The 20,643-nt window shown below is 61.9% G+C and carries 20 protein-coding genes; 6 read left to right on the top strand and 14 right to left on the bottom strand.

Annotated features, from left to right (window positions below):
• Positions 1-130 precede the first annotated feature (130 nt).
• The 8 genes from BLO97_RS10820 to ppsA all read right to left on the bottom strand — a co-directional run bounded on the left by BLO97_RS10820 (position 131) and on the right by ppsA (position 8,348).
• Positions 131-1,165 (bottom strand): OmpA family protein, encoded by a 1,035-nt coding sequence (locus tag BLO97_RS10820; protein ID WP_092144747.1) that lies wholly within the window; start codon positions 1,163-1,165, stop codon positions 131-133.
• A gap of 108 nt (positions 1,166-1,273) precedes the next feature.
• Positions 1,274-1,864 (bottom strand): RNA polymerase sigma factor SigX, encoded by a 591-nt coding sequence (gene sigX, locus BLO97_RS10815; protein ID WP_003183614.1) that lies wholly within the window; start codon positions 1,862-1,864, stop codon positions 1,274-1,276.
• Positions 1,865-1,955: 91 nt separating this feature from the next.
• Positions 1,956-2,780 (bottom strand): mechanosensitive ion channel family protein, encoded by an 825-nt coding sequence (locus BLO97_RS10810; RefSeq protein ID WP_003199523.1) that lies wholly within the window; start codon positions 2,778-2,780, stop codon positions 1,956-1,958.
• A 2-nt stretch (positions 2,781-2,782) separates the two neighbouring features.
• Entirely contained in the window at positions 2,783-3,028 is a 246-nt protein-coding gene (locus tag BLO97_RS10805; protein ID WP_003199521.1) for a hypothetical protein, read from the bottom strand.
• Positions 3,029-3,091: 63 nt separating this feature from the next.
• Positions 3,092-4,087: a zinc transporter ZntB gene (locus tag BLO97_RS10800; RefSeq protein ID WP_092144750.1), complete on the bottom strand. Its 996-nt coding sequence runs from the start codon at positions 4,085-4,087 to the stop codon at positions 3,092-3,094.
• Positions 4,088-4,112: 25 nt separating this feature from the next.
• Entirely contained in the window at positions 4,113-4,604 is a 492-nt protein-coding gene (rraA, locus tag BLO97_RS10795) for a ribonuclease E activity regulator RraA (protein WP_003199517.1), read from the bottom strand.
• Positions 4,605-4,730: 126 nt separating this feature from the next.
• On the bottom strand, positions 4,731-5,720 hold the full coding sequence (locus BLO97_RS10790; RefSeq protein WP_063322266.1) for an alpha/beta fold hydrolase: 990 nt from the start codon (positions 5,718-5,720) through the stop codon (positions 4,731-4,733).
• A gap of 252 nt (positions 5,721-5,972) precedes the next feature.
• A complete protein-coding gene (gene ppsA, locus BLO97_RS10785; RefSeq protein ID WP_092345842.1) occupies positions 5,973-8,348 on the bottom strand; it encodes a phosphoenolpyruvate synthase in 2,376 nt (791 codons plus the stop codon).
• A 184-nt stretch (positions 8,349-8,532) separates the two neighbouring features.
• Here ppsA and BLO97_RS10775 point away from each other — a divergent pair, with 184 nt between their 5' ends.
• Positions 8,533-9,351 carry a posphoenolpyruvate synthetase regulatory kinase/phosphorylase PpsR gene (locus BLO97_RS10775; protein ID WP_014337326.1) on the top strand — a complete coding sequence of 273 codons (819 nt, stop codon included), beginning with the start codon at positions 8,533-8,535 and terminating at the stop codon, positions 9,349-9,351.
• A 132-nt stretch (positions 9,352-9,483) separates the two neighbouring features.
• On the opposite strand, the gene BLO97_RS10770 is transcribed toward BLO97_RS10775, so the two are convergent.
• On the bottom strand, positions 9,484-10,329 hold the full coding sequence (locus BLO97_RS10770) for a type 1 glutamine amidotransferase domain-containing protein (protein WP_092144756.1): 846 nt from the start codon (positions 10,327-10,329) through the stop codon (positions 9,484-9,486).
• A gap of 103 nt (positions 10,330-10,432) precedes the next feature.
• On the opposite strand from BLO97_RS10770, the gene BLO97_RS10765 reads away from it, so the two are divergent.
• Positions 10,433-11,329 (top strand): LysR family transcriptional regulator, encoded by an 897-nt coding sequence (locus BLO97_RS10765; protein WP_063322269.1) that lies wholly within the window; start codon positions 10,433-10,435, stop codon positions 11,327-11,329.
• Positions 11,330-11,513: 184 nt separating this feature from the next.
• On the opposite strand, the gene BLO97_RS10760 is transcribed toward BLO97_RS10765, so the two are convergent.
• The 4 genes from BLO97_RS10760 to BLO97_RS10745 all read right to left on the bottom strand — a co-directional run bounded on the left by BLO97_RS10760 (position 11,514) and on the right by BLO97_RS10745 (position 15,691).
• Positions 11,514-11,741: an MbtH family protein gene (locus BLO97_RS10760; RefSeq protein ID WP_063322270.1), complete on the bottom strand. Its 228-nt coding sequence runs from the start codon at positions 11,739-11,741 to the stop codon at positions 11,514-11,516.
• Between the two features lie 84 nt (positions 11,742-11,825).
• A complete protein-coding gene (locus BLO97_RS10755) occupies positions 11,826-13,238 on the bottom strand; it encodes an aspartate aminotransferase family protein (protein WP_092144760.1) in 1,413 nt (470 codons plus the stop codon).
• Between the two features lie 441 nt (positions 13,239-13,679).
• A complete protein-coding gene (locus BLO97_RS10750; RefSeq protein WP_092345840.1) occupies positions 13,680-15,014 on the bottom strand; it encodes an ATP-binding protein in 1,335 nt (444 codons plus the stop codon).
• Entirely contained in the window at positions 15,011-15,691 is a 681-nt protein-coding gene (locus BLO97_RS10745) for a response regulator (RefSeq protein ID WP_063322273.1), read from the bottom strand. The genes BLO97_RS10750 and BLO97_RS10745 overlap by 4 nt, the downstream gene beginning before the upstream one ends.
• Before the next feature lie 175 nt (positions 15,692-15,866).
• Between BLO97_RS10745 and dsbD the strand changes: the two genes are divergently transcribed.
• The 3 genes from dsbD to dsbG are packed head-to-tail and all read left to right on the top strand — an operon-like array spanning position 15,867 to position 19,206.
• Positions 15,867-17,594, top strand: a complete 1,728-nt coding sequence (gene dsbD, locus BLO97_RS10740) for a protein-disulfide reductase DsbD (RefSeq protein WP_092345838.1) — start codon at positions 15,867-15,869, stop codon at positions 17,592-17,594.
• Positions 17,594-18,463, top strand: a complete 870-nt coding sequence (locus BLO97_RS10735) for a TlpA family protein disulfide reductase (protein ID WP_092345836.1) — start codon at positions 17,594-17,596, stop codon at positions 18,461-18,463. Before dsbD ends, BLO97_RS10735 begins: the two co-directional genes overlap by 1 nt.
• Positions 18,439-19,206 carry a thiol:disulfide interchange protein DsbG gene (gene dsbG / locus BLO97_RS10730; RefSeq protein WP_092345834.1) on the top strand — a complete coding sequence of 256 codons (768 nt, stop codon included), beginning with the start codon at positions 18,439-18,441 and terminating at the stop codon, positions 19,204-19,206. The genes BLO97_RS10735 and dsbG overlap by 25 nt, the downstream gene beginning before the upstream one ends.
• A 152-nt stretch (positions 19,207-19,358) precedes the next feature.
• Here dsbG and BLO97_RS10725 read toward each other — a convergent pair whose 3' ends face one another.
• The gene (locus BLO97_RS10725; protein ID WP_092345832.1) at positions 19,359-20,171 is read right to left on the bottom strand and encodes an alpha/beta fold hydrolase; all 813 of its coding nucleotides are present in this window, start codon (positions 20,169-20,171) and stop codon (positions 19,359-19,361) included.
• Positions 20,172-20,345: 174 nt separating this feature from the next.
• Here BLO97_RS10725 and BLO97_RS10720 point away from each other — a divergent pair, with 174 nt between their 5' ends.
• On the top strand, positions 20,346-20,609 hold the full coding sequence (locus BLO97_RS10720) for a hypothetical protein (protein ID WP_092144770.1): 264 nt from the start codon (positions 20,346-20,348) through the stop codon (positions 20,607-20,609).
• Positions 20,610-20,643: the final 34 nt, after the last annotated feature.

Below are 20,643 nucleotides of genomic sequence, written 5' to 3'. Positions count from 1 at the left end.
ACTGATACGCCGCCATCGCGAGCAAGCCCGCTCCCACAGGTATTGTTTTGTCTGGCACAAGCTGCGTCCCACAAATCGCAGACAAAGAAAAGCCCGGCCTAGGCCGGGCTCTTCCAAAGCTGTGGGCTAATTACTTAGCTTGGGCTTCAACCTGCGCTTCTACGCGACGGTTAACTGCACGACCAGCTTCAGTGGCGTTGTCGGCAACTGGGCGGGATTCGCCGTAGCCAACAGACTGAACGCGGGACGATTCAACACCGTACTGGTTGGTCAGAACGTTCTTGACGGCGTTTGCACGACGCTCAGACAGTTTCTGGTTGTAAGCGTCAGGACCGACGGAGTCAGTGTGACCTTCAACAGTGGTGCTGGTGGATGGGTACTGCTTCATGAAGTCAGCCAGGTTCTTGATGTCGCCGTAGCTGTTAGGCTTGACAACCGACTTGTCGAAGTCGAACTTCACGTCCAGCTCAACACGTACGACTTCAGCAACAGCTGGGCAGCCATCAGCGTCAACGGTTACGTTGGCTGGGGTGTCAGGGCACTTGTCGACGTTGTCGCACACGCCATCGTTGTCGCTGTCGGAGCAGACTTCAGCCGGAGCTGGAACTGGAGCAGCAGCAGGCTTGGAGCCGCCACCGAAGTTCACACCGATACCGACGCTTGGAGCCCACTCGGTGTCGCCCTGGTCGATGTTGTACTGAGCTTCAACGCCGGCACGGGCGTAGAAGTTCTCGGTGAAGTACAGCTTGGCGCCGCCGCCAACGTTGGCGAAGGTGGAACGGTTACGACCGTTGCTGCCATTCTGGTCGATGCTCTGGTCGGAGAAACCGGCAGAGACGTAAGGACGCAGCATGTCGCCTGGGTTGTTGAAGTGGTACAGAGCGTCCAGAGCGGTGTTGGCGCCTTTGACGTTGGTGCCGTCGTCAGTACGGGCGTTGTGCACTTCGTCGTAGGCCAGACGCAGTTCAACGTCGTCGGTCAGGAAGTAACCAACCGAACCGCCGAACAGGTTGCCGTTGTTCTTGAAGTTACGAGCGCTGTCGAATTGTTCTTTCTTGGCGAAGCCTTCGATTTCAACTGCGCCTTGGCCTTGTGCCAGAGCGCCGAACGAAGTGGCAGCAATCAAAGAACCAATGGCAAAGCCCAAGGTGTTTTTCAGTTTCATCCGTTAAATCCCCATCTGGTGATTGTGAAGCAGTCCCGCAAACCGGGGGACAACTCGGCGGCAAGTCTATCAGAACTTGCCTACACGTAAGAGATATTTGCGCCGAACTTAAGTTTCAGCAATGCCCGCAAATTTCTCACGCAATTTGTCGAGCGCGCGCTTGTAACGCATTTTTGTCGCGCTCAAACCCATATGCATTATGTCTGCGATCTCCTGGAATTCCAGCTCTGCGACAAATCGTAGCACCAGAATTTCCCGATCGATCGGGTTCACATAGACCAGCCAGCGATCGAGTCCCCCCTTCTCCTCGGGCTTGGGCGCCTTATCTTCCGACGCTTCCTCCAGAGGATCCAGGCTCAAAGCGTCCATCAAGCGACGCTTTCGCCGTTCCTTGCGATACTGCGTGATGCATTCGTTGTAGGTGATGCTGTAGAGCCAGGTCTTGAACTTCGATTTCCCCTCGAAGTTCTTCAGGCCATACAGCACCTTCAACATCACCTCCTGACAGACATCATCAGCATCGCGATCGTTCCCAAGATATCGTGCACAAACGTTAAATAATGTTCTCTGGTAACGGCGCATCAATTCTTCATAGGCGCGCGTTACGTGAAACAGCTCGGTATGCGCGCGCGCGACCAACTCCTCATCGGAGAGATCACGGGGGTCGTAGCGCGTAGATAGCGATTGGGGTTTGTTCAAAACAAGTCGGGCCGACAGTCTAGGTCAATGTGCGCCGCAGCCTGCGATAGCAGGCATTTTGCGGCGGCATACATTAGCAGGATTTGCCGGGTTAGCGGCTACTCACATGCTGTTCCAGCAGGATCCGATTGGAAAGCGACACCAGCTCGCCCTCCTCGGTCAGCAATGTGGTCTTCACCGTGCCAATCTCTTCGATCTGGCCTTCGACCTCGCCTACACGCACTTGTTGCCCAACCTCATACAATTCACGCACATAGATTCCCGCCAGTATCTGACCGGCGATTTCACGACTCCCCAATCCCATTGCCAGCGCAACCGCCAGACCAACGGTAATCAAAACGATCACGATCACGTGGTTGAGCAGGTCTGTCTTGACCTCCAACTGGCTGATCGCCACCGAAATACTGATGATGATCACCAGGCCCTGGGCAATTCGCCCTACGCCAGCGGCGTAGTCCAGCCCCACGCCCTCGGCCGCGCCGCGCACCAGCCCATTGGCCAGTTGCGCCAGCAGAACGCCGACCAGCAATACCAGCGCAGCACCAAAAACCTTCGGCAAATACAATGCGAGCATATCGAGCGTCGCCGAAACTCGCTCAAGGCCAAGGGATTCTGCTGCGGAAACCAGGAAAATCAGCAATACAAACCAGTACACGATCTTGCCGACCAGGGTCGAGATCGGTACCTGGATGCCGCCACGGGACAGCAACTTGGTCAGGCCGGTGCCGCCCATCAGGCGATCGAGGCCCAGCTTGGCGAGCAACTTGGACAGCAGCGTGTCCAGCAGCTTGGCCACGACAAAGCCCAACAGCAGCACCACCAGGGCGCCGAAGAGATTCGGGATGAAGTTAGCTACTTTGGTCCACAACGCAGTCATCGCCGTGACGAGGCTCTGGGTCCAGAGATCAAGTTCCATATTCAATCAGCCTTATCAGCGGTGCGAGTAACAGGTTTACGGCGGGAAACCGGCGAGAGATGGGCCGATCCGTTATTCAGGGCAATCATCAGCGCGGGCAACCAGCGGCCCAGCAGGCTGAACAGATCGCCGGCGCCGACCTGGCGGTTGGCGGTTTTCAGTACACGTCCCAGGCATGCATCGTCGTCCCGGCTGGACGGCGAAGCCTTGAGCATGTCGCGCAAAGACTGTTCAAACGGATCGTGCATACGCACCTCTCGTGATGTCTGTGGAAGACGCGATCAAATTTCGTCGGGTCACATGAAACCCCATCACACCCAGCGCAAACGACGGAACAACCACCACTGCCCCAGCGCCACGCAGATCATCAGCAAGCACGCGACCATAAAACCGTAGGGGCTTTCGGAAAACGGAATGCCGCCGACGTTGATACCCAGAAGGCCGGTGAGAAAACTCATCGGCAGGAAAATCCCGGTGATGATGCCGAAGCGGTACATGGTGCGATTCATGCGCACCGAAAGGCGCCGGTCTTCGGCCTCCAGCACAAGCCCCACGCGCTCTCGAGTCAATTCCAGCTCCTCGAGGTAACGGGTCAGGCTGTTGTTCAATTCGTTCCAGTAGTCGCCGTCATCGTCGCAAAACCATGGCAGTTTGAGCCGCGTCATCTGGCCGAAGATGTCCCGCTGTGGCGCCAGGAATCGCTTGAGCCCGGCAGCCCGTCGACGGATGTGCAAAATGGCGTCGTGCTCGGGAGTATACCGTTCGTCGGTATCGAGTTTTTCTTCCTCGCCATCGACGATTTCGGAGAGGCAGGTGACCAGGTCCTGCACCTTGTTGGTCAGGTATTGCGCCATGTAGAGGATGAGTTCGGACGCCGTCTTCGGGCCCTTGCCCTCGGCCAGTTGCGCCAGTAGCTCATCGGTGGCGCGCAACGGGCGCAGGCGCAGGGAGATCACCCGCTGGGCGGACGCAAAGATCCGTACCGACACCATATCTTCAGGTTCGGCGCCCGGGTTGAGATTGATCCCCCGCAGGAACAGCAGCAGCTCGGCATTGGGCAACGGCAACAGCCGCGGCCGGGTGTTTTCTTCGAGCAGCAGGTCGCAGTTGAACTCGCTCAGGCCACTGGATTTGCGCAACCAGGTGTGGGTTTGCGGATGACTGCGATCCCAGTGCAGCCACAGGCTTTCATGGGCCTGCAACTGCAAATCGTCGAGTTCGGTCCGGGCTATGGAACGCGCGCCGCCTTTACCGTCCAGCACCAGGGCATGCACCAGCCCCCACTGCGCGTTTTCTTCCTCGAACATCCTCATCCCTTATGGCTGTACTGCTTCATTCAGGCATTTTCAGCGGGCTTGGCGAGACGATCACGCCGTTATTGTCCGCATAGACATACTCGCCCGGACGAAACGTCACGCCGGCAAAGGTCACAGGCACATTGAGTTCGCCAACGCCGCGCCGGTCGGTCTTCATCGGGTGACTGGCCAGGGCCTGGACCCCGAGGTCCGTCTGGGCAATGATGTCGACGTCGCGGATGCAACCGTAGACCACCAGCCCTTCCCAGCCGTTTTTCGCGGCTTTTTCCGCCAGCATGTCGCCCAGCAGCGCCCGACGCAGGGAACCGCCGCCATCGACCACCAGCACCTTGCCGTTGCCCTTGAGTTCAACCTGCTCCTTGACCCGCGAGTTGTCCTCGAAGCACTTGATGGTCACGATTTCGCCGCCGAAGGAATCGCGGCCGCCGAAATTGCTGAACATCGGCTCCAACACCTGCACCAGTTCCGGGTAGGCGTCGCATAGGTCGGGCGTGAGGTAATGGTTCATCGAACAACTCCTGAAAGGCTGGAACGTCGGACTGAATGAGCAACCGTTTGTGACTGGAACCGCTTGAAGCGTCATATCTTAGCCGCAAGCCGACCAGAGCGAAATGCCCTTGTCAGAGCCTTCGCCTCAAACCGCCTCGGCCAACTGGGGCTGTTCCGCCAGCAAAGGGGCCTGCTGATCCTTGAGCCAACGCACCACCAGCGGCCAGACTTCAAGATGCGCGGCCTTGCTCACCAGCATCTCGACGTGACCAAAGTCTTCGGTGAACCCCTGTCCCCGGCCCAGGCAGACAAACTGCTTGTGCTCGGAACCGATCTGATCGAAGAGTTTGCGGCACGCCCAGGTCGGGTCCTGGTGATCGCCTGCGGCACTCACGGCCAACACCGGTAACTGGACATCGGCCAACCCGGCCCACCAGTTCTTCTCGGCATCGCCGAAACGTCCGAACAGGCCGTACCAGCGCATGCTTTCCAGGGCCAGGCCGATGGGCTCGTCCTCGGGGCCGCGCTTGAGCCTTGAACCGGACAATTGGGCAAAACGCTTGAGAATGAAGCGACCGCTCCACTCCACTGGCGGAATCTTCAGCGGCCAGTAGGTACGGCTGACCTGGGTACCAAAAAACGCCGCCGAAGCCACCGCCGGCTTGCCCAGGTAATGGCCGCCCAAGGCGGCCGCCAGGGTGATGCCCCCCAGGGAATGACCGATCCAGTGAGGCACTTGCCCGCTCTGCTCACGCACGAAGGCGCCAATGGCCGGCAAGTCGTAGCGGGCGTAGTCGGCCACGCGATTGTTGCGATAACCCTGGTTGCGCTGGGACAACCCATGGCCGCGCATCTCGGGGATCCAGACATCGAACCCCAGGCGTGTCAGGTACGCGCCCAGGCCCAGGCCCTTGGGGGAATACCAGAAGCGCCGATTGGAAAAACTGCCGTGCAACAGGATCACCGGGACCCCGCGGGTTTCGCAGGCGTCGGCCATGCCCAGCCGGGTGACGGCCAGTTCGACGCTGGCGTCCGGGCTGTTGCCGGGTTTCAAGCGATAGACGTCTTCGCTCAGATCACCACGCCGCTCGGCGCTGATCAGGGCGACAGGAAAGAGGTTGCTGCTGCTTTGCATAATGCTCTTGCACAAAAAAGGGCGGCATCTGTCAGGAGCCCGCCCTACTTCAATCAAAAAGGGGTCGTGTAACTGTAACGCTGCTCATTGAAGAGGATAAGTGAAACCGTGGCGAGGGAGCTTGCTCCCGCTTGAGTGCGAAGCGCTCACAAGAAAGGGACTGCTACGCAGTCCAGCGGGAGCAAGCTCCCTCGCCACAATGAACTTCACCGACCTGTAAACAGTATTACCGTTGACCGCCCCTTCACTCGATCAGACCGCCGCCTGACCCTCAGCCAGGAAGAACCAGGTTTCCAACACGGAGTCCGGGTTCAACGAAACGCTTTCGATGCCCTGCTCCATCAGCCACTTGGCCAGGTCCGGGTGGTCCGAAGGGCCCTGGCCGCAGATGCCGATGTACTTGCCGGCCTTGTTGCAGGCGGCAATGGCGTTGGCCAGCAGCTTCTTGACCGCCGGATTCCGCTCATCGAACAGGTGCGCGATGATCCCGGAGTCGCGGTCCAGGCCCAGAGTCAGCTGGGTCAGGTCGTTGGAACCGATGGAGAAACCGTCGAAGAATTCGAGGAATTCTTCAGCCAGGATCGCGTTGGATGGCAGCTCGCACATCATGATCACGCGCAGGCCGTTGTCGCCACGGGCCAGGCCGTTTTCGGCCAGCAGGTCGACGACCTGGCTCGCTTCGCCCAGGGTCCGGACGAACGGCACCATGATCTCGACGTTGGTCAGGCCCATTTCGTTGCGCACACGCTTGAGGGCGCGGCATTCGAGCTCGAAGCAGTCGCGGAACGATTCGCTGATGTAGCGCGAAGCACCACGGAAGCCCAGCATCGGGTTCTCTTCTTCCGGCTCGTAGAGCTTGCCGCCGATCAGGTTGGCGTATTCGTTGGACTTGAAGTCCGACAGGCGCACGATGACCTTTTTCGGCCAGAACGCCGCCGCCAGGGTGCTGATGCCTTCCACCAGCTTCTCGACGTAGAAACCGACCGGATCGTTGTAACCGGCAATGCGCTTGTCGACGCTGTCCTTGATGTCCTGCGGCAGACCGTCGTAGTTCAGCAGTGCCTTGGGATGCACGCCGATCATGCGGTTGATGATGAACTCCAGGCGGGCCAGGCCCACGCCAGCGTTCGGCAGTTGCGCGAAGTCAAAGGCGCGATCCGGGTTGCCGACGTTCATCATGATCTTGAACGGCAGGTCCGGCATGGCATCGACGGAGTTCTTCTTGATGTCGAAGCCCAGTTCGCCTTCGAAGATGTAACCGGTATCGCCTTCGGCGCAGGAAACGGTCACGCCCTGGCCGTCTTTCAACAACTGGGTGGCGTTGCCGCAACCCACCACAGCCGGGATACCCAGTTCACGGGCGATGATCGCCGCATGGCAGGTGCGCCCGCCACGGTTGGTGACGATGGCGCTGGCGCGCTTCATCACCGGTTCCCAGTCCGGGTCGGTCATGTCGGAGACCAGTACGTCGCCGGCCTGGACCTTGTCCATCTCCGAGACGTCGTTGATGATCCGTACCTTGCCGGCGCCGATGCGCTGGCCGATGGCACGGCCTTCCACCAGCACGGTGCCGGTTTCCTTGAGCAGGTAGCGCTCCATGACGTTGGCCTGGGTGCGGCTCTTCACGGTTTCCGGACGGGCCTGCACGATGTACAGCTTGCCGTCGTCACCGTCCTTGGCCCATTCGATGTCCATCGGGCACTTGTAGTGCTGCTCGATGATCATCGCCTGCTTGGCCAACTCGCTGACTTCGGCGTCGCTCAGGCAAAAACGCGCGCGCTCGGCCTTGTCCACGTCGACGGTCTTCACCGAACGACCGGCCTTGGCTTCGTCGCCGTAGATCATCTTGATGGCCTTGCTGCCCAGGTTGCGGCGCAGGATGGCCGGACGACCGGCTTGCAGCGTGCCTTTGTGGACGTAGAACTCATCGGGGTTCACCGCGCCCTGCACGACGGTTTCACCCAGGCCGTAGGCGCCGGTGATGAACACCACGTCACGGAAGCCCGACTCGGTGTCGAGGGTGAACATCACGCCGGCGGTGCCGGTTTCGGAGCGGACCATGCGCTGCACACCGGCGGACAGGGCAACCAGCTTGTGGTCGAAGCCCTGGTGCACGCGGTAGGAAATGGCACGGTCGTTGAAAAGGGAGGCGAAGACTTCCTTGGCGGCACGGATGACGTTTTCCACGCCACGGATGTTCAGGAAGGTTTCCTGCTGGCCGGCGAAGGAGGCATCCGGCAGGTCTTCGGCGGTGGCCGAGGAACGCACGGCGACAGCGATGTCGGGATTGCCTTCGGACAGCTTGGCGAAAGCGGTGCGGATCTCGGCGTTCAGTTTTTCGGGGAACTCGGCTTCCATGATCCATTGGCGGATCTGGGCGCCAGTCTTGGCCAGGGCATTGACGTCATCGACGTCCAGGGCATCGAGCGCATCGTGGATCTGCTTGTTCAGGCCGCTCAGTTCCAGGAAATCACGATAAGCCTGGGCGGTCGTGGCGAAGCCACCTGGTACCGATACACCGGCACCGGCGAGGTTGCTGATCATCTCGCCCAGGGATGCGTTCTTGCCCCCCACATGCTCCACATCATGGACGCCGAGCTTATCGAGGGAAACTACGTACTCTACCAAGGTGATCTCTCCACTAACTGTGTTGGAAAAGCTCAAGGCACCGGTGGCCCCAGGGGAGCGATGACCGGCGATATGGCCTGGACCTGGAAAATAAGTGAGAATGCGGACCACTGGCGGCCAGCAAATCGCGCCTATCATATCCAAGAATCGTCACTAGCTCACTAGCTTAAGGCCCAAGGCGCAAATGAAACGATCTGCTTTCTTTATCTCCGACGGCACCGGCATTACGGCCGAAACGCTAGGCCAAAGCCTGTTGGCACAGTTCGAAAACATTACCTTCGCCAAGTTCATACGGCCGTACATCGACAACGTCGACAAGGCGCGGGCCATGGTACAGCAAATCAATAAAGCCGCCGAAACCGACGGTTTCCGCCCGATTATCTTCGATACCATCGTCAATCAGGACATCCGTGAGATTCTCGCAACGTCCAATGGTTTCATGATCGACATTTTTTCCACGTTCCTGGCGCCCCTGGAACAGGAACTGAGCGAGCATTCCTCCTACTCGGTCGGCAAGTCCCACTCCATTGGCCACAACTCCAACTACATGGAGCGGATCGAGGCGGTCAACTTCGCGCTGGACAACGATGACGGGGCCCGCACGCATTATTACGACAAGGCCGACCTGATCCTAGTGGGGGTGTCGCGCTGTGGTAAGACGCCGACGTGCCTGTACATGGCGATGCAGTTCGGCATCCGTGCCGCCAACTATCCGCTGACCGAAGACGACATGGAGCGCCTGCAACTGCCCAGCGCCCTGCGCGCCCACCAGCACAAGCTGTTCGGCCTGACCATCGACCCGGACCGCCTCACCGCGATCCGCAACGAGCGCAAGCCCAACAGCCGCTATTCGAGCTATGCCCAGTGCGAGTTCGAAGTGCGCGAGGTGGAAAACCTGTTCCGGCGGGAGAATATTCCGCACATCAATTCCACGCATTTTTCCGTGGAAGAGATTTCGGCGAAGATCCTGGTGGAGAAAGGGGTGGAGCGGCGGTTCAAATAACCAGACGGCGTGCCGGAAAGCCTGTGGGAGCGAGCTTGCTCGCGATGACGGAGTGTCAGCCAACATTGATCTTGCTGACCCACCGCAATCGCGAGCAAGCTCGCTCCCACAAGGGATAGGAAGCCTTCCGGCCTATGGTTTCAACCGCTTGAGCAACGCCTGCCCCACCTCCAGCGCCGACGCCGGGTTCTGGCCGGTAATCAGTTCCCGATCCTTCACCACATGGGATGTCCATGGCGCGGTATTGCTGCTGTAGCGCCCGCCCGCCTGCTCCAGCGCGGTCTGTGGATAGAATTTCATGGTCCCGCCGCCCAGCAACCCCTTGGCGAGTTCTTCCTCCTGGTTGCTGATCACCGTCATGTTGTACCCCTTGTAGATCCAGTCGGACGGGGGCGAGGCCTGGCCTTTGCTGGCCAACCGACCGACGAAGCCCTTGGCATCAGGCAAGGTCGACAGCAACGCGATCGGGCCGTGGCAGACCAGCGCGGTGGTCTTGCCCTTGTCATGGAAATGCGTCAACACCCGCCCCAGCGGTGCGCTCGTGAGCAAATCCTGCATGGGCGCATGCCCGCCGGGAATGTACAGGGCATCGAACTGTTCCAGACCGATCTGCTCGACACGGGCCAGGCTGATCACCGGTGAGTCCTTGGCCGAAGTGATATTCAGTTGAGCCAGTAACGCCTGGTAACGCTCCAGCTCCGCCGGGTCATTATTGAAGTACATCTTGTCCACCGAGGACCGGTCCAGCGTCGGCGCCTTGCCCTCCGGGGTGGCGAACGTCACTTGGTGACCGGCATCGAGCAACAGCTTCACCGGCTGCAGCAATTCGTTGAGGTAAAACCCGGTGGAGAAGACCTTGCCATTGTTCAGATCCAGATGATCGGAATCCGACAGGACCACCAGCACGTTATCGGCATGGGCCGCGACGCCAATACCCGCCAGAACGACAGACGTTGCCAAGGTCGTGAGCTTTTTCATGATGACTCCAGGATGTTTCGATAAAAGATGCGCTTACTGTATTGATGCCCCGACCGGCGATAAACTGGCTCGCCGGAACATCACTTGGCCCCTGGAGGCAACAATGGCACGCCGATTCGATTATCTGGCCGACGTGGAAGCCTTCGTCACGGTCGTGGAAAAAGGCACCCTCAGCGCCGGTGCCGTGGCACTGGGGACCACGCCTTCGGTATTGAGCCGGGCCATCTCCCGCCTCGAAGCCCGGCTCGGCGTACAGCTGCTGCGACGCACTACACGGCGGCTGAACCTCACCGACGCCGGCACGTTGTACCTGGAACAGTCACGCTCGGCCTTTGCCCTGATTGACGACGCCGAGCGGCGAATCCAGGGCCAGGACGGTGTCTTGACCGGTCGCGTGCGCTTGAGCGTGCCGACCACCTACGGTCATTACCGCCTGCCCTCGCTGCTGTCGCGTTTCGCCGAGGCTTACCCGCAAGTTCGGGTCGAGTTGAGTATCACCAACCGCAACGTCGATCTGGTGGCCGAGGGGTATGACCTGGCGATCCGCCTTGGGCCGCTGCCGGACAGCGGCCTGGTCGGGCGCAAGCTCGAAGACGCTCGCCTGTGCCTGGTGGCCGCGCCGCATTACCTGGAACGCGCCGGAACGCCCCGGCACGTCGATGAACTGGCTGCCCACGCCTGCCTGCCTTTCGTAATGCCCAGCAGCGGACGCATCGCACCCTGGCTGTTTCGCGACAATCATGAAGACCGGGAATGGCTGCCGGCGGGCAATGTGCAAGTGTCCGATGATGTATTGGGTATCGTGTCCCTGGCACAGGCCGGGATGGGGATCTGCCAGACCTATGAGTTCATTGTCCGGGAGCGAATCGAGCGCGGGGAATTGATGGCTTTGCTGGAGGACTTTGGCGGGCGCAGCCGACCCTTTTCAATCATCTACCCGCCCCATCGGCAATTGCCGGCGGCGGCGAGGGCGTTGATTGATTTTTTGATCGAGCAATAGCGGGTAACGCCGGCCTTTGTGGGAGCGAGCTTGCTCGCGATTGCGGAGTGTCAGCCGGCATTGATGTTGCCGATCCACCGCTATCGCGAGCAAGCTCGCACACGGGGTTCTGATGTGGCTGCAAGATTTGTGTTCTCCCGCAGCCTTCCTGTGGAAAGCTTTCTTGCTGCCACAGGCTCTACATTTAGTGGGCCGCAGCCGCCTGCTCTTCCATCTTCTTGCGCAGGCTCAGCGGGCGCATGTCGGTCCAGACTTCTTCGATGTAGGCCAGGCATTCCTTCTTGAACCCGCTTTTGCCGACGGTACGCCAGCCTTCGGGGACGGCCTTGTAGTCTGGCCAGATCGAATACTGTTCTTCGTGGTTGACCACGACCTGAAAGACGATGTCCTCGCGGTCGAATACTGAAGTCATGGGTGTCTCTCCATCTTTGCTCGAGGTTCGCTGCGTCACATGCGCAGCCAGGATATGAAAGGAACGTACGGGGCCGGGTGAAAATTAGCTGTCGGTGACCGCCGCATGCAGGGCTCGCCCGAAAATCTCGGCGACCCGGTCGATTTCGGCCCGGGTGATGATCAACGGTGGCAGGAACCGCACCACGCCGCCCTGCCGGCCACCCAGCTCCAGGATCAGCCCGCGCTTGAGGCATTCACGTTGCAGCCGTGGCGCCAGCCATGCGTGCACCGGCGGATGGCCCAGGGCGTCCGGCTTCCCCGTCGGGTCCACCAGTTCAACACCGAGCATCAACCCGCGACCGCGGATATCGCCCAATTGTGGGAAGTCCCGCTGCAGGATGTGCAGGTGCTCGCTCAGGCGTTCGCCCATGGCGGCGGCGTGGGCCGGCAAGGCGTGTTCCTGCAGATAGCGCATCACCGCGGAACCGGCGGCCATGGCCATCTGATTGCCACGGAAGGTGCCGGCGTGAGCACCCGGCAGCCAGGTGTCGAGCCAGTCGCGATAAACCACCACCGCCAGCGGCAGGCTGCCACCGATGGCCTTGGACAGCACGACCACGTCCGGGATGATCCCGGCGTGCTCGAACGCAAACATCTTGCCGGTACGGCCAAAGCCGCTCTGGATTTCGTCGACGATCAACGCCACCCCCGCCTGCTCGGTGATCCGCCGCAAACCGCGTAGCCAGTCCAGATCAGCGGGAATCACCCCGCCCTCGCCCTGCACCACTTCGACGATGACGGCTGCCGGCAATTGCACGCCAGCCTCGGGGTCATTCAGCAGGTTTTCCAGGTAATGCAGATTGGCCTTGACGCCCGCCACACCGCCCAGCCCGAACGGGCAGCGGTAATCGTAGGGGTACGGCATGAATTGCACGCCATTGCTGAGCAAGGCGCCCAAGGGTTTCTTCGGCCCCAGGCTGCCCATCAGGCTCAACGCCCCTTGGCTCATGCCGTGATAACCACCCTGGAACGAAAGCACGGTGCTGCGGCCGGTGGCGGTGCGCACCAGCTTGAGGGCGGCTTCCACCGCGTCGGTACCGGTGGGGCCGCAGAACTGGATCTTCGCCTCGGCGGCAAGCGCCGCCGGCAACAAGCCGAACAGGTCCTGGACGAAACGGTCCTTGACCGGCGTGGTCAAGTCCAGGGTATGCAACGGCAGCTCATCGGCCAGCACCTGCTGGATCGCCTCGATCACCACCGGATGGTTATGCCCCAGCGCCAAGGTGCCGGCGCCGGCCAGGCAGTCGATGAAGGTGCGACCCTCGACGTCCTCGACATACAGCCCCTTGGCACGCTTGAGGGCCAAGGGAATCCGCCGTGGGTAGCTGCGGGCATTGGACTCCTGCCGACTCTGGCGGGCCAGCAGCGGCGACTCATTGAACTGGTAGAGCGTCTCGACCGGCGCAGGGCTGACCCGTGCCGGCTGTGCTTCGATAAGGCTGTTGGCGACTGACATCTCTCGACCCCCGCAATCCACTGTAAGTAGCGACCCAAATGGCACACCGCACAGGTGCGTATCCGGTCGGGCGCACATGCAGGTTTCCTGTTGAGGAAACGCATCAGCGCGGCAAGGATTTACTCCCGGGCCGTGCAATCGTGTCTCGATACCGCGCATTGCCTGGGGATTGTCCATGTTCTTGGGGGTTGGCCTGGATCATTGTGGCGAGGGAGCGAGCACGGTCGGCATCACCTGGCTGACCCATCGCTTTCGCGAACAGGGATAGGGGAAACCGCGATTGTGTGTCCAGCCCAATCCCTTGTGGCGAGGGAGCTTGCTCCCGCTGGACCGCGAAGCGGGCCCAAATCCGTCGCCCGGAACCGTCAGACTCACCGCGCCCCCTGGTTCTGGGGCTGCTGCGCAGCCCAGCGGGAGCAAGCTCCCTCGCCACGGAACCACTCACTTGAGCAGGGGCTGCTGCACCGGCACCGTCAACTCGACCCGCAGCCCATCCGGGCGCGTGTCGAAATGCAGGCCGCAACCGCAACGCTGGACGATGGCCTGGACGATCGCCAGCCCCAGCCCGCAGCCGGTGCTCTGGCCGTTGCGCCAGAAGCGCTGGGTCAGGTGTTGGATGTCGTCGGCGGCGATGCCGGGGCCGTGGTCGCGGACCTGGAAGCGCACGCGCTGGCCGACCATCTCCAGGCTCAGCTCCACCTCGGTATCGTCCGGAGTATGGCGCAGGGCATTATCCAGCAGGTTGCGCAAGGCGGCGATGGAGAGCACCGCCGGCATCTGCACCGGTGCATCGGACAACCCTGGGGATACGTGCAACCTGATCCGCCGGGAATCACTGCTGGCGGCATCCTGGATCGCCAGCCGGGCGACCTGCTCGGCGTTGCATTGCACGCCATCGTCGAACGACAGGCTACCTTCTACCCGCGCCAGCAGCAGCAACTGTTCGAGCGTGCGATGCATGCGGTCGGTGCCCTCCTCGGCCCGGGCCAGGGATTGGTCGCGGGCGGCGCCCTCGGTCATGCGCGCCACTTGCAGGTGCGTCTTGATCGCGGTCAGCGGGCTGCGCAGCTCGTGGGCGGCGTCGCCGGTCAGCCGTCGCTCGCGCTCGATGGTCTTGCCGATGCGCTGGAACAGCTGGTTCTGGGTCTCCAGCAGCGGTCGTAATTCGCTGGGCAGTGGATGGATCTGCAAGGGCTCCAGGGAATCGGCGCTACGCCGCATCAGCGCATCGCGCATGCGATTGAGCGGCGCCAGGCCCTGGCCGATGCCCAGCCACAACAGGCACAGGCAACCAAGCAATGCCACGCCCACCGGCACCGAGGCGGCCAGCAGTATCGACATGTTCAGGGCTTCGCGTTCGATCTGGCGGTCGGCGGTGGTGATGCGCAAGTCACCCCGGGCCAGGGTGAAGCTGCGCCAGGGCGCGCCATCGATCATCTGGTCGTGGAAACCCATTTTCTCGGCTTCCAGGGTTTGCTCTGGGGTGCCGTGGCTGCGGGCCAGAATCTCGCCGCGCAAGGAGCTGACCTGACAGGCCATGCCGCCAGGAATGCTCAATTGCTCGGAACTCAAATGCGTGCCGTCGCCCTTGCTGGGCAGCGGCGGCATCTGTTCAAGCAACCCGGCAACCATCCGCGCCGAGGCCACCAGGCGCTGGTCGAGGGAGAACATCATCTGGTTGCGCAGGTCACTGAGCATCCACGCCGCGGCCAGGGCCCAGATCAGGGCAAAAGCCGCGCCGAGGGTCAGGCTCAGGCGCAGTCGCAGGCTCATCACTTGGAGGGCTCTCCACCTTCGGCCGGCCCCAGGCGATAGCCCAGGCCCCGCACAGTCTCGACAATCCCGTTGCCCAACTTGCGCCGCAGGTGATGGATATGGACATTGAGGGCGTTGCTTTCCAATTCGTCGTTGAAGCCGTAGACGCTGTCCTTGAGTTGTTCGGTGGACAGCACCCGGCCGCGACTGTGCAGCAGCGCCTGCAACAGCGATTGCTCGCGCCGGGACAGATCCACCGGCTGGCCGTCCAGGGTGGTTTCCCGACTGCTGGGGTCGTAGGTCAGGCGACCGTGCTCGATCAGGTTGACGCTGCGCCCCGCCACGCGCCGCAGCAACGTGTGCAGGCGCGCCGCAAGCTCGCGCAGGTCGAAGGGTTTGAGCAGGTAGTCATCGGCGCCGGCCTGCAAGCCGTCGACCCGGTCGGTTACCGAGTCTCGGGCAGTGAGGATCAGCACCGGCGTCTGCATCCCCTGCTGACGCAGTTGCCTGAGCAGCTTGAGACCGTCCTCGTCGGGCAATCCCAGATCCAGCACCATGACGTCGAATTCCGCCACCCCGACCATCGCCCGCGCCGCCGATGCGGTGGCGACGTGCTCGACAGTCAGGCCCTGCGCCGTAAGGCCGGCAACGATCCCGCTGGCAATCAACTCATCGTCTTCGCAGACCAGTACGCGCATGGTAAGCCCCGTGGAAAAAGGTACATTAGGCCGCCGGCCGATTAAGCCGACATTATGCGACGAGTACGGCCAACATGGGCGATCATTGCTGCCTGCCGGTCGTCGCCGGGTTAATCGACGGTTAATCGCCAGCCGCCATTGTGTTTTCCACTTGCTTCGTTCTAAGGCTTTATCCATGCGTCGATTGTTTTTGCTGTGGCTGTTCCTGATCTCGGGCCTGGCCCAGGCCGCCAATCCCTTCGAAACCAAACCCGATTTCCTGCCGGTGGAAAAGGCGTTCGTGTTTACCTCCGAACGCCTGGACTCCGGTGAAACCCAGCTGTTCTGGCAGATCGCCGATGGGTACTACTTGTATCAGCAGCGGCTCAAGTTCGATGGCCTGGCCGAGGCGCAAAAACCCAAGCTGCCGGAGGGTGAAGCCCACAGCGACGAGTTTTTCGGCGACCAGCAGGTCTATCGCCAGGCGCTGGAGCTGAAGATTCCGGCCGGTGCCACGGGCAAGATCAAGGTCGGCTTCCAGGGCTGCGCCGACGCCGGCCTGTGCTATCCACCCCAGACCCAAGTGGTCGACCTGGGTGGCAGCGCACCGGTGGCGGCCAGCGGCGAGGCGCCGGACCAGGCCCTGGCCAGCGGCCTGCAACAACGGGCCTTGGGCTGGAGCCTGCTGGTGTTCTTCGGCTTGGGCCTGCTGCTGGCGTTCACCCCCTGTTCGCTGCCGATGCTGCCGATCCTGGCCGGGCTGGTGGTGGGCAGCGGCGCCGGGCCGAGACGCGGCCTGGCCTTGGCCGGCAGCTACGTGATCAGCATGGCCCTGGTGTACGCCGCCATGGGCGTGCTCGCCGCGCTGCTGGGCGCCAACCTCCAGGCGCTGCTGCAACAACCGTGGCTGCTGGGCAGCTTCGCGGCGGTATTCGTGTTGCTGGCGCTGCCCATGTTCGGCTTCTTCGAATTGCAATTGCCGGCCGCCCTGCGTGACCGCCTGGAAAACGCTGGGCGCCAGCGCCGCGGCGGCAGCCTGGTGGGTGCCGGGATCCTCGGGGCGCTGTCCGGCCTGTTGGTGGGCCCGTGCATGACCGCGCCGCTGGCCGGCGCGCTGCTGTACATCGCCCAGAGCGGCAATGCGCTGCACGGCGGGCTGATCCTGTTCACCATGGGCATCGGCATGGGCCTGCCACTGTTGCTGTTGGTGACCGTGGGCAACCGCTTCCTGCCCAAGCCCGGCGCCTGGATGAACCTGCTCAAGGGCGTGTTCGGCTTTCTGTTCCTGGGCACCGCGCTGCTGATGATTCGCCCGATCATCGACGGTTCGTTGTGGGTCGGCCTGTGGGGCGTGCTGTTGTTGATCGCCGCCTACAGCGCCTGGCGCCAGACCGAAGGGTTCGGCCGCATCGCCTATGTCTGCGGCAGCGCTTCGTTGCTGTTCGGCCTGTGGGGCAGCCTGCTGGTAATTGGCGCCGCGGGCGGCGGCGATGATTTCTTCCAGCCCCTGAAGGTCTACGCCGGCACCGAGGGCCGCGCGACCGTCAGTGCCCACGATGCGTTCGTCACGGTCAGCGAGCCCACCGCCCTGCAGCGGGAACTGGACGCCGCCAAGGCCCAGGGCCAGTGGGTGCTGCTGGACTACTACGCCGACTGGTGCGTGTCCTGCAAGATCATGGAAAAACAGGTCTTCGGTCGCAGCGAAGTGCTCGACGCCCTGAACGGTGTGCGCCTGCTGCGCCTGGACGTCACCGCCGACAGCCCCGCCAGCCGGGAACTGCTGGGCCGTTACCAAGTGCCGGGGCCGCCGAGCCTGCTGTGGATCGGCGCCGACGGTGAAGAACGCCGCAGCCAGCGGATCACCGGGGAAGTCGACGCCAAGGCGTTCCTGGAGCGCTGGAACCTCACCCGGGACGCGCTCTGATGCTGACGTTCACCTTGGGCACCTTTGCCATCGCCCTCAACCACCTGTTGCTCATCAGCGCCCTGGCGCTGGCGACCTTCGTGGGCTGGCGGGTGGCCAAGCGCGGGGGCGAAAACCCCGAGTCGGTACTGTTCGTGCTGTTTCTACTGGGCCTGCTGGCCGCACGGATCGGCTTCGTCGTCGCCTATTGGCAACATTACCGGGACGACCCGTGGCAGATCGTCGACCTGCGCGACGGTGGCTTCCTGGCCTGGCCGGGCATCGTGGCGCTGCTGATTGCCGCCTTGTTGTGGGCACGACGCCGCCCGCCCCTGCGCCGACCATTGGGCTTCGGCGTCGGCACCGGCTTGCTGTTCTGGCTGGTGGCGACCCTGTCGTTGACGATTTATGAACAAGGCACCCGGCTGCCAGACATCACCCTGCGCACCGCCGACGGCGAGACCGTGAAACTCACCGATTACCAGGGCGGCCCCCTGGTGATCAATCTATGGGCCACCTGGTGCCCGCCCTGCCGGCGTGAAATGCCGGTGCTCGAAGAAGCCCAGCAACAGCGTCCGGACCTGACCTTCCTGTTCGTCAATCAGGCCGAAAGCATGCAAAGCGTCAGCACCTACCTCGCCACCCAAGGCCTGAGCCTGGACAACGTGTTGTTCGATGGCAGCGGCCGCCTCGGCCAGGCTGTCGGCTCCATGGCCCTGCCGACCACCCTGTTCTACAGCGCCGATGGCCGCCTGCTGGGCAGCCACCTGGGGGAATTGTCGGAAGCGAGCCTGGCTCGCGCCCTGGAAAACTTCGAAACGCCGGACTCGTCCACAACGCCTCACTCCGCCACAAGGAAAACGCCATGCCCCGCCTCCGCCACCTGCTGACCCTGGCCGTCGCCACCGCACTGTCGCAGGCCCCGCTGCTCCAGGCCGAAGAATTGCCTGCAGCGATCAAGAAGATCGAAGCCAAGGGCGCGAAAATCATCGGCACCTTCGACGCGCCGGACGGCTTGCGCGGTTACGCGGCGCAATACCAGAACCGTGGCATGGCGCTGTACCTGACCCCGGATGGGCAGCACGTCCTGCTGGGCAACCTGTACGACGCCGACGGCAAGGACCTGAGCGCCGAGCCACTGCAAAAACTGGTTTATGCACCGATGGCCAAGGCCATCTGGGCGAAGATGGAGGGCAGCAACTGGATCGCCGACGGCAACAAGGACGCACCGCGCACGGTGTACCTGTTCAGCGACCCGAACTGCCCGTACTGCAACATGTTCTGGGAACAGGCTCGGCCCTGGGTCAAGGCCGGCAAGGTGCAGTTGCGCCACATCATGGTGGGCATCATCCGCGAAGACAGCCCAGGTAAATCCGCCGCCTTGCTGGCGGCCAAGGACCCGGAAAAAGCCCTGGCCGAGCATGAAAAGGCCGGCAAGGGCAGCCCGCTCAAACCGCTCAAGGACATACCGCCGGCCATCCAGGCAAAACTGGACGCCAACCAGCAGTTGATGGACGAACTGGAACTGTCCGCCACCCCGGCGATTTTCTATCTGGATGACAAAGGCGAGCTGCAACAGCAGCAAGGCGCGCCGTCGCCGGACAAGCTGGTGAAAATTCTCGGGCCGAAGTAAAGCCCTGGACAAACACCTGTGGCGAGGGGATTTATCCCCGCTGGGGCGCGAAGCGGCCCCAATGCTGTCGACTTGGTTTGTCAGGTTCACCGAGGTGTCAGGTTTCAGGGCTGCTTCGCAGCCCAACGGGGATAAATCCCCTCGCCACAATTTCAGTGCTTGCGCGTCAGGAACTCCAGCAACGCCCCGGTCACGAATTCCGGATTCTCCAGATTGGAAATATGCCCCGCCTCCGGAATCGACACATGGGGGCAACCGATCAGCTCGGCCATTTCCAGCGACTCGGACGGCGGACGCGGTTTGTCCTGGTCGCCGCACATCACCACTGTGCCCTTGGCATCCAGCGCATGCAGGCGTGGCAAGATATCGTCCCGACCGAAAATGATCCGCCCCAGCGGTACGATGCTGGCGCGCAGGCGATCGCTTGGCAGCGCGGCCAATGTGGCGCGAAACTGCTGGTAGAGCGCCGATTGCGGGTCGATACCCGGTCGGAAGAAGATCGGCACGACAATGTCCAGCAACGGCTCGGGAATGCTGCCGCTGGCTTCGATCTTGTCGAACAGTGAAAAGTAGTACTGACGGGTCTGTTCTGGCTCGACGCCCACGTAAGTGTCCATCAGCACCAGCGACTGGATCCGCGTGGGCGCCGCCAGCGCCAGCCGCGCCCCCCACATCCCGCCCACTGAAAGCCCCACCAGGTGGAAGCAGTCGATGCTCAAGTCATCCAGCAGCTCCATCATCTGGCGGGCCAGATCGTTCAGCGAACTCATGCCCTCCGGCATTTGCCCCGACTGGCCATGGCCCCAAAGGTCCGGAGCGATCACCCGGTAATGCCTGGACAACACCTCGATCTGCGGCGCCCACATGGCGTGGTCCCACAGATAGCTGCCGCCCAGCAGCACCACCGGGCCCTGACCCTGGTCCAGGTAGTAAAGGGGTTGTCCGTCGATCATTGCAATTGGCATCGAGAAACTCCTTGTCTGAATGTGCAAAGCCCCGGCAGCCTGACCCGATAAACGGCCAATCGTCAATCGCCACAGCTATCCCTACCTGAACGGACCTGTAAAGTCTGACAGTAGATTTGCCGCAGCGCCGGCGATAGCTTGGACACTCGGAACGACAGCGGATGGAGAATCCTCATGACTAAAGCTGAGCTTCAAGCGTTCGCCCAAGAGCAAGTTGATCTCCTGAAGCCCAAGGCTGCCAACACGGACAAACCGTCCGGCCAGCGAGCCAAGGGGAAACTGCAATTCTTCGAGGCGATTCTGGCCGCGTATGACAACTCCCAGACCCCGGAACAGTTCGGTTTGCTGGATGCGGTCAATGACAGCCTCCAGAAGATTGGCGCATTTGCCTCCGGCGTGACCTTTTTCAGTAAACCGGAAGAGTGTTGCAAAAAATAAAGTCATCGCAAGCAAGCTCGCACAGAAGATTCGC

This window comes from Pseudomonas sp. NFACC05-1, from assembly GCF_900100135.1.
Classification (GTDB): domain Bacteria; phylum Pseudomonadota; class Gammaproteobacteria; order Pseudomonadales; family Pseudomonadaceae; genus Aquipseudomonas; species Aquipseudomonas fluorescens_Q.
The sequence above is the reverse complement of the archived record's forward strand: the minus strand, read 5'-3'. Positions and strand labels throughout refer to the sequence as shown.

Bases quoted from the DNA above. Each gene is read 5' to 3' on its own strand.
- BLO97_RS10745 (WP_063322273.1), bottom strand. From the start codon at position 15,691: ATGCGCGTACTGGTCTGCGAAGACGATGAGTTGATTGCCAGCGGGATC.
- BLO97_RS10775 (WP_014337326.1), top strand. From the start codon at position 8,533: ATGAAACGATCTGCTTTCTTTATCTCCGACGGCACCGGCATTACGGCC.
- BLO97_RS10820 (WP_092144747.1), bottom strand. From the start codon at position 1,165: ATGAAACTGAAAAACACCTTGGGCTTTGCCATTGGTTCTTTGATTGCT.
- dsbG (WP_092345834.1), top strand. From the start codon at position 18,439: ATGCCCCGCCTCCGCCACCTGCTGACCCTGGCCGTCGCCACCGCACTG.
- BLO97_RS10770 (WP_092144756.1), bottom strand. From the start codon at position 10,329: ATGAAAAAGCTCACGACCTTGGCAACGTCTGTCGTTCTGGCGGGTATT.
- BLO97_RS10755 (WP_092144760.1), bottom strand. From the start codon at position 13,238: ATGTCAGTCGCCAACAGCCTTATCGAAGCACAGCCGGCACGGGTCAGC.
- BLO97_RS10790 (WP_063322266.1), bottom strand. From the start codon at position 5,720: ATGCAAAGCAGCAGCAACCTCTTTCCTGTCGCCCTGATCAGCGCCGAG.
- dsbD (WP_092345838.1), top strand. From the start codon at position 15,867: ATGCGTCGATTGTTTTTGCTGTGGCTGTTCCTGATCTCGGGCCTGGCC.
- BLO97_RS10735 (WP_092345836.1), top strand. From the start codon at position 17,594: ATGCTGACGTTCACCTTGGGCACCTTTGCCATCGCCCTCAACCACCTG.
- BLO97_RS10800 (WP_092144750.1), bottom strand. From the start codon at position 4,087: ATGTTCGAGGAAGAAAACGCGCAGTGGGGGCTGGTGCATGCCCTGGTG.
- BLO97_RS10760 (WP_063322270.1), bottom strand. From the start codon at position 11,741: ATGACTTCAGTATTCGACCGCGAGGACATCGTCTTTCAGGTCGTGGTC.
- rraA (WP_003199517.1), bottom strand. From the start codon at position 4,604: ATGAACCATTACCTCACGCCCGACCTATGCGACGCCTACCCGGAACTG.
- BLO97_RS10725 (WP_092345832.1), bottom strand. From the start codon at position 20,171: ATGCCAATTGCAATGATCGACGGACAACCCCTTTACTACCTGGACCAG.
- BLO97_RS10720 (WP_092144770.1), top strand. From the start codon at position 20,346: ATGACTAAAGCTGAGCTTCAAGCGTTCGCCCAAGAGCAAGTTGATCTC.
- BLO97_RS10765 (WP_063322269.1), top strand. From the start codon at position 10,433: ATGGCACGCCGATTCGATTATCTGGCCGACGTGGAAGCCTTCGTCACG.
- BLO97_RS10810 (WP_003199523.1), bottom strand. From the start codon at position 2,780: ATGGAACTTGATCTCTGGACCCAGAGCCTCGTCACGGCGATGACTGCG.
- BLO97_RS10805 (WP_003199521.1), bottom strand. From the start codon at position 3,028: ATGCACGATCCGTTTGAACAGTCTTTGCGCGACATGCTCAAGGCTTCG.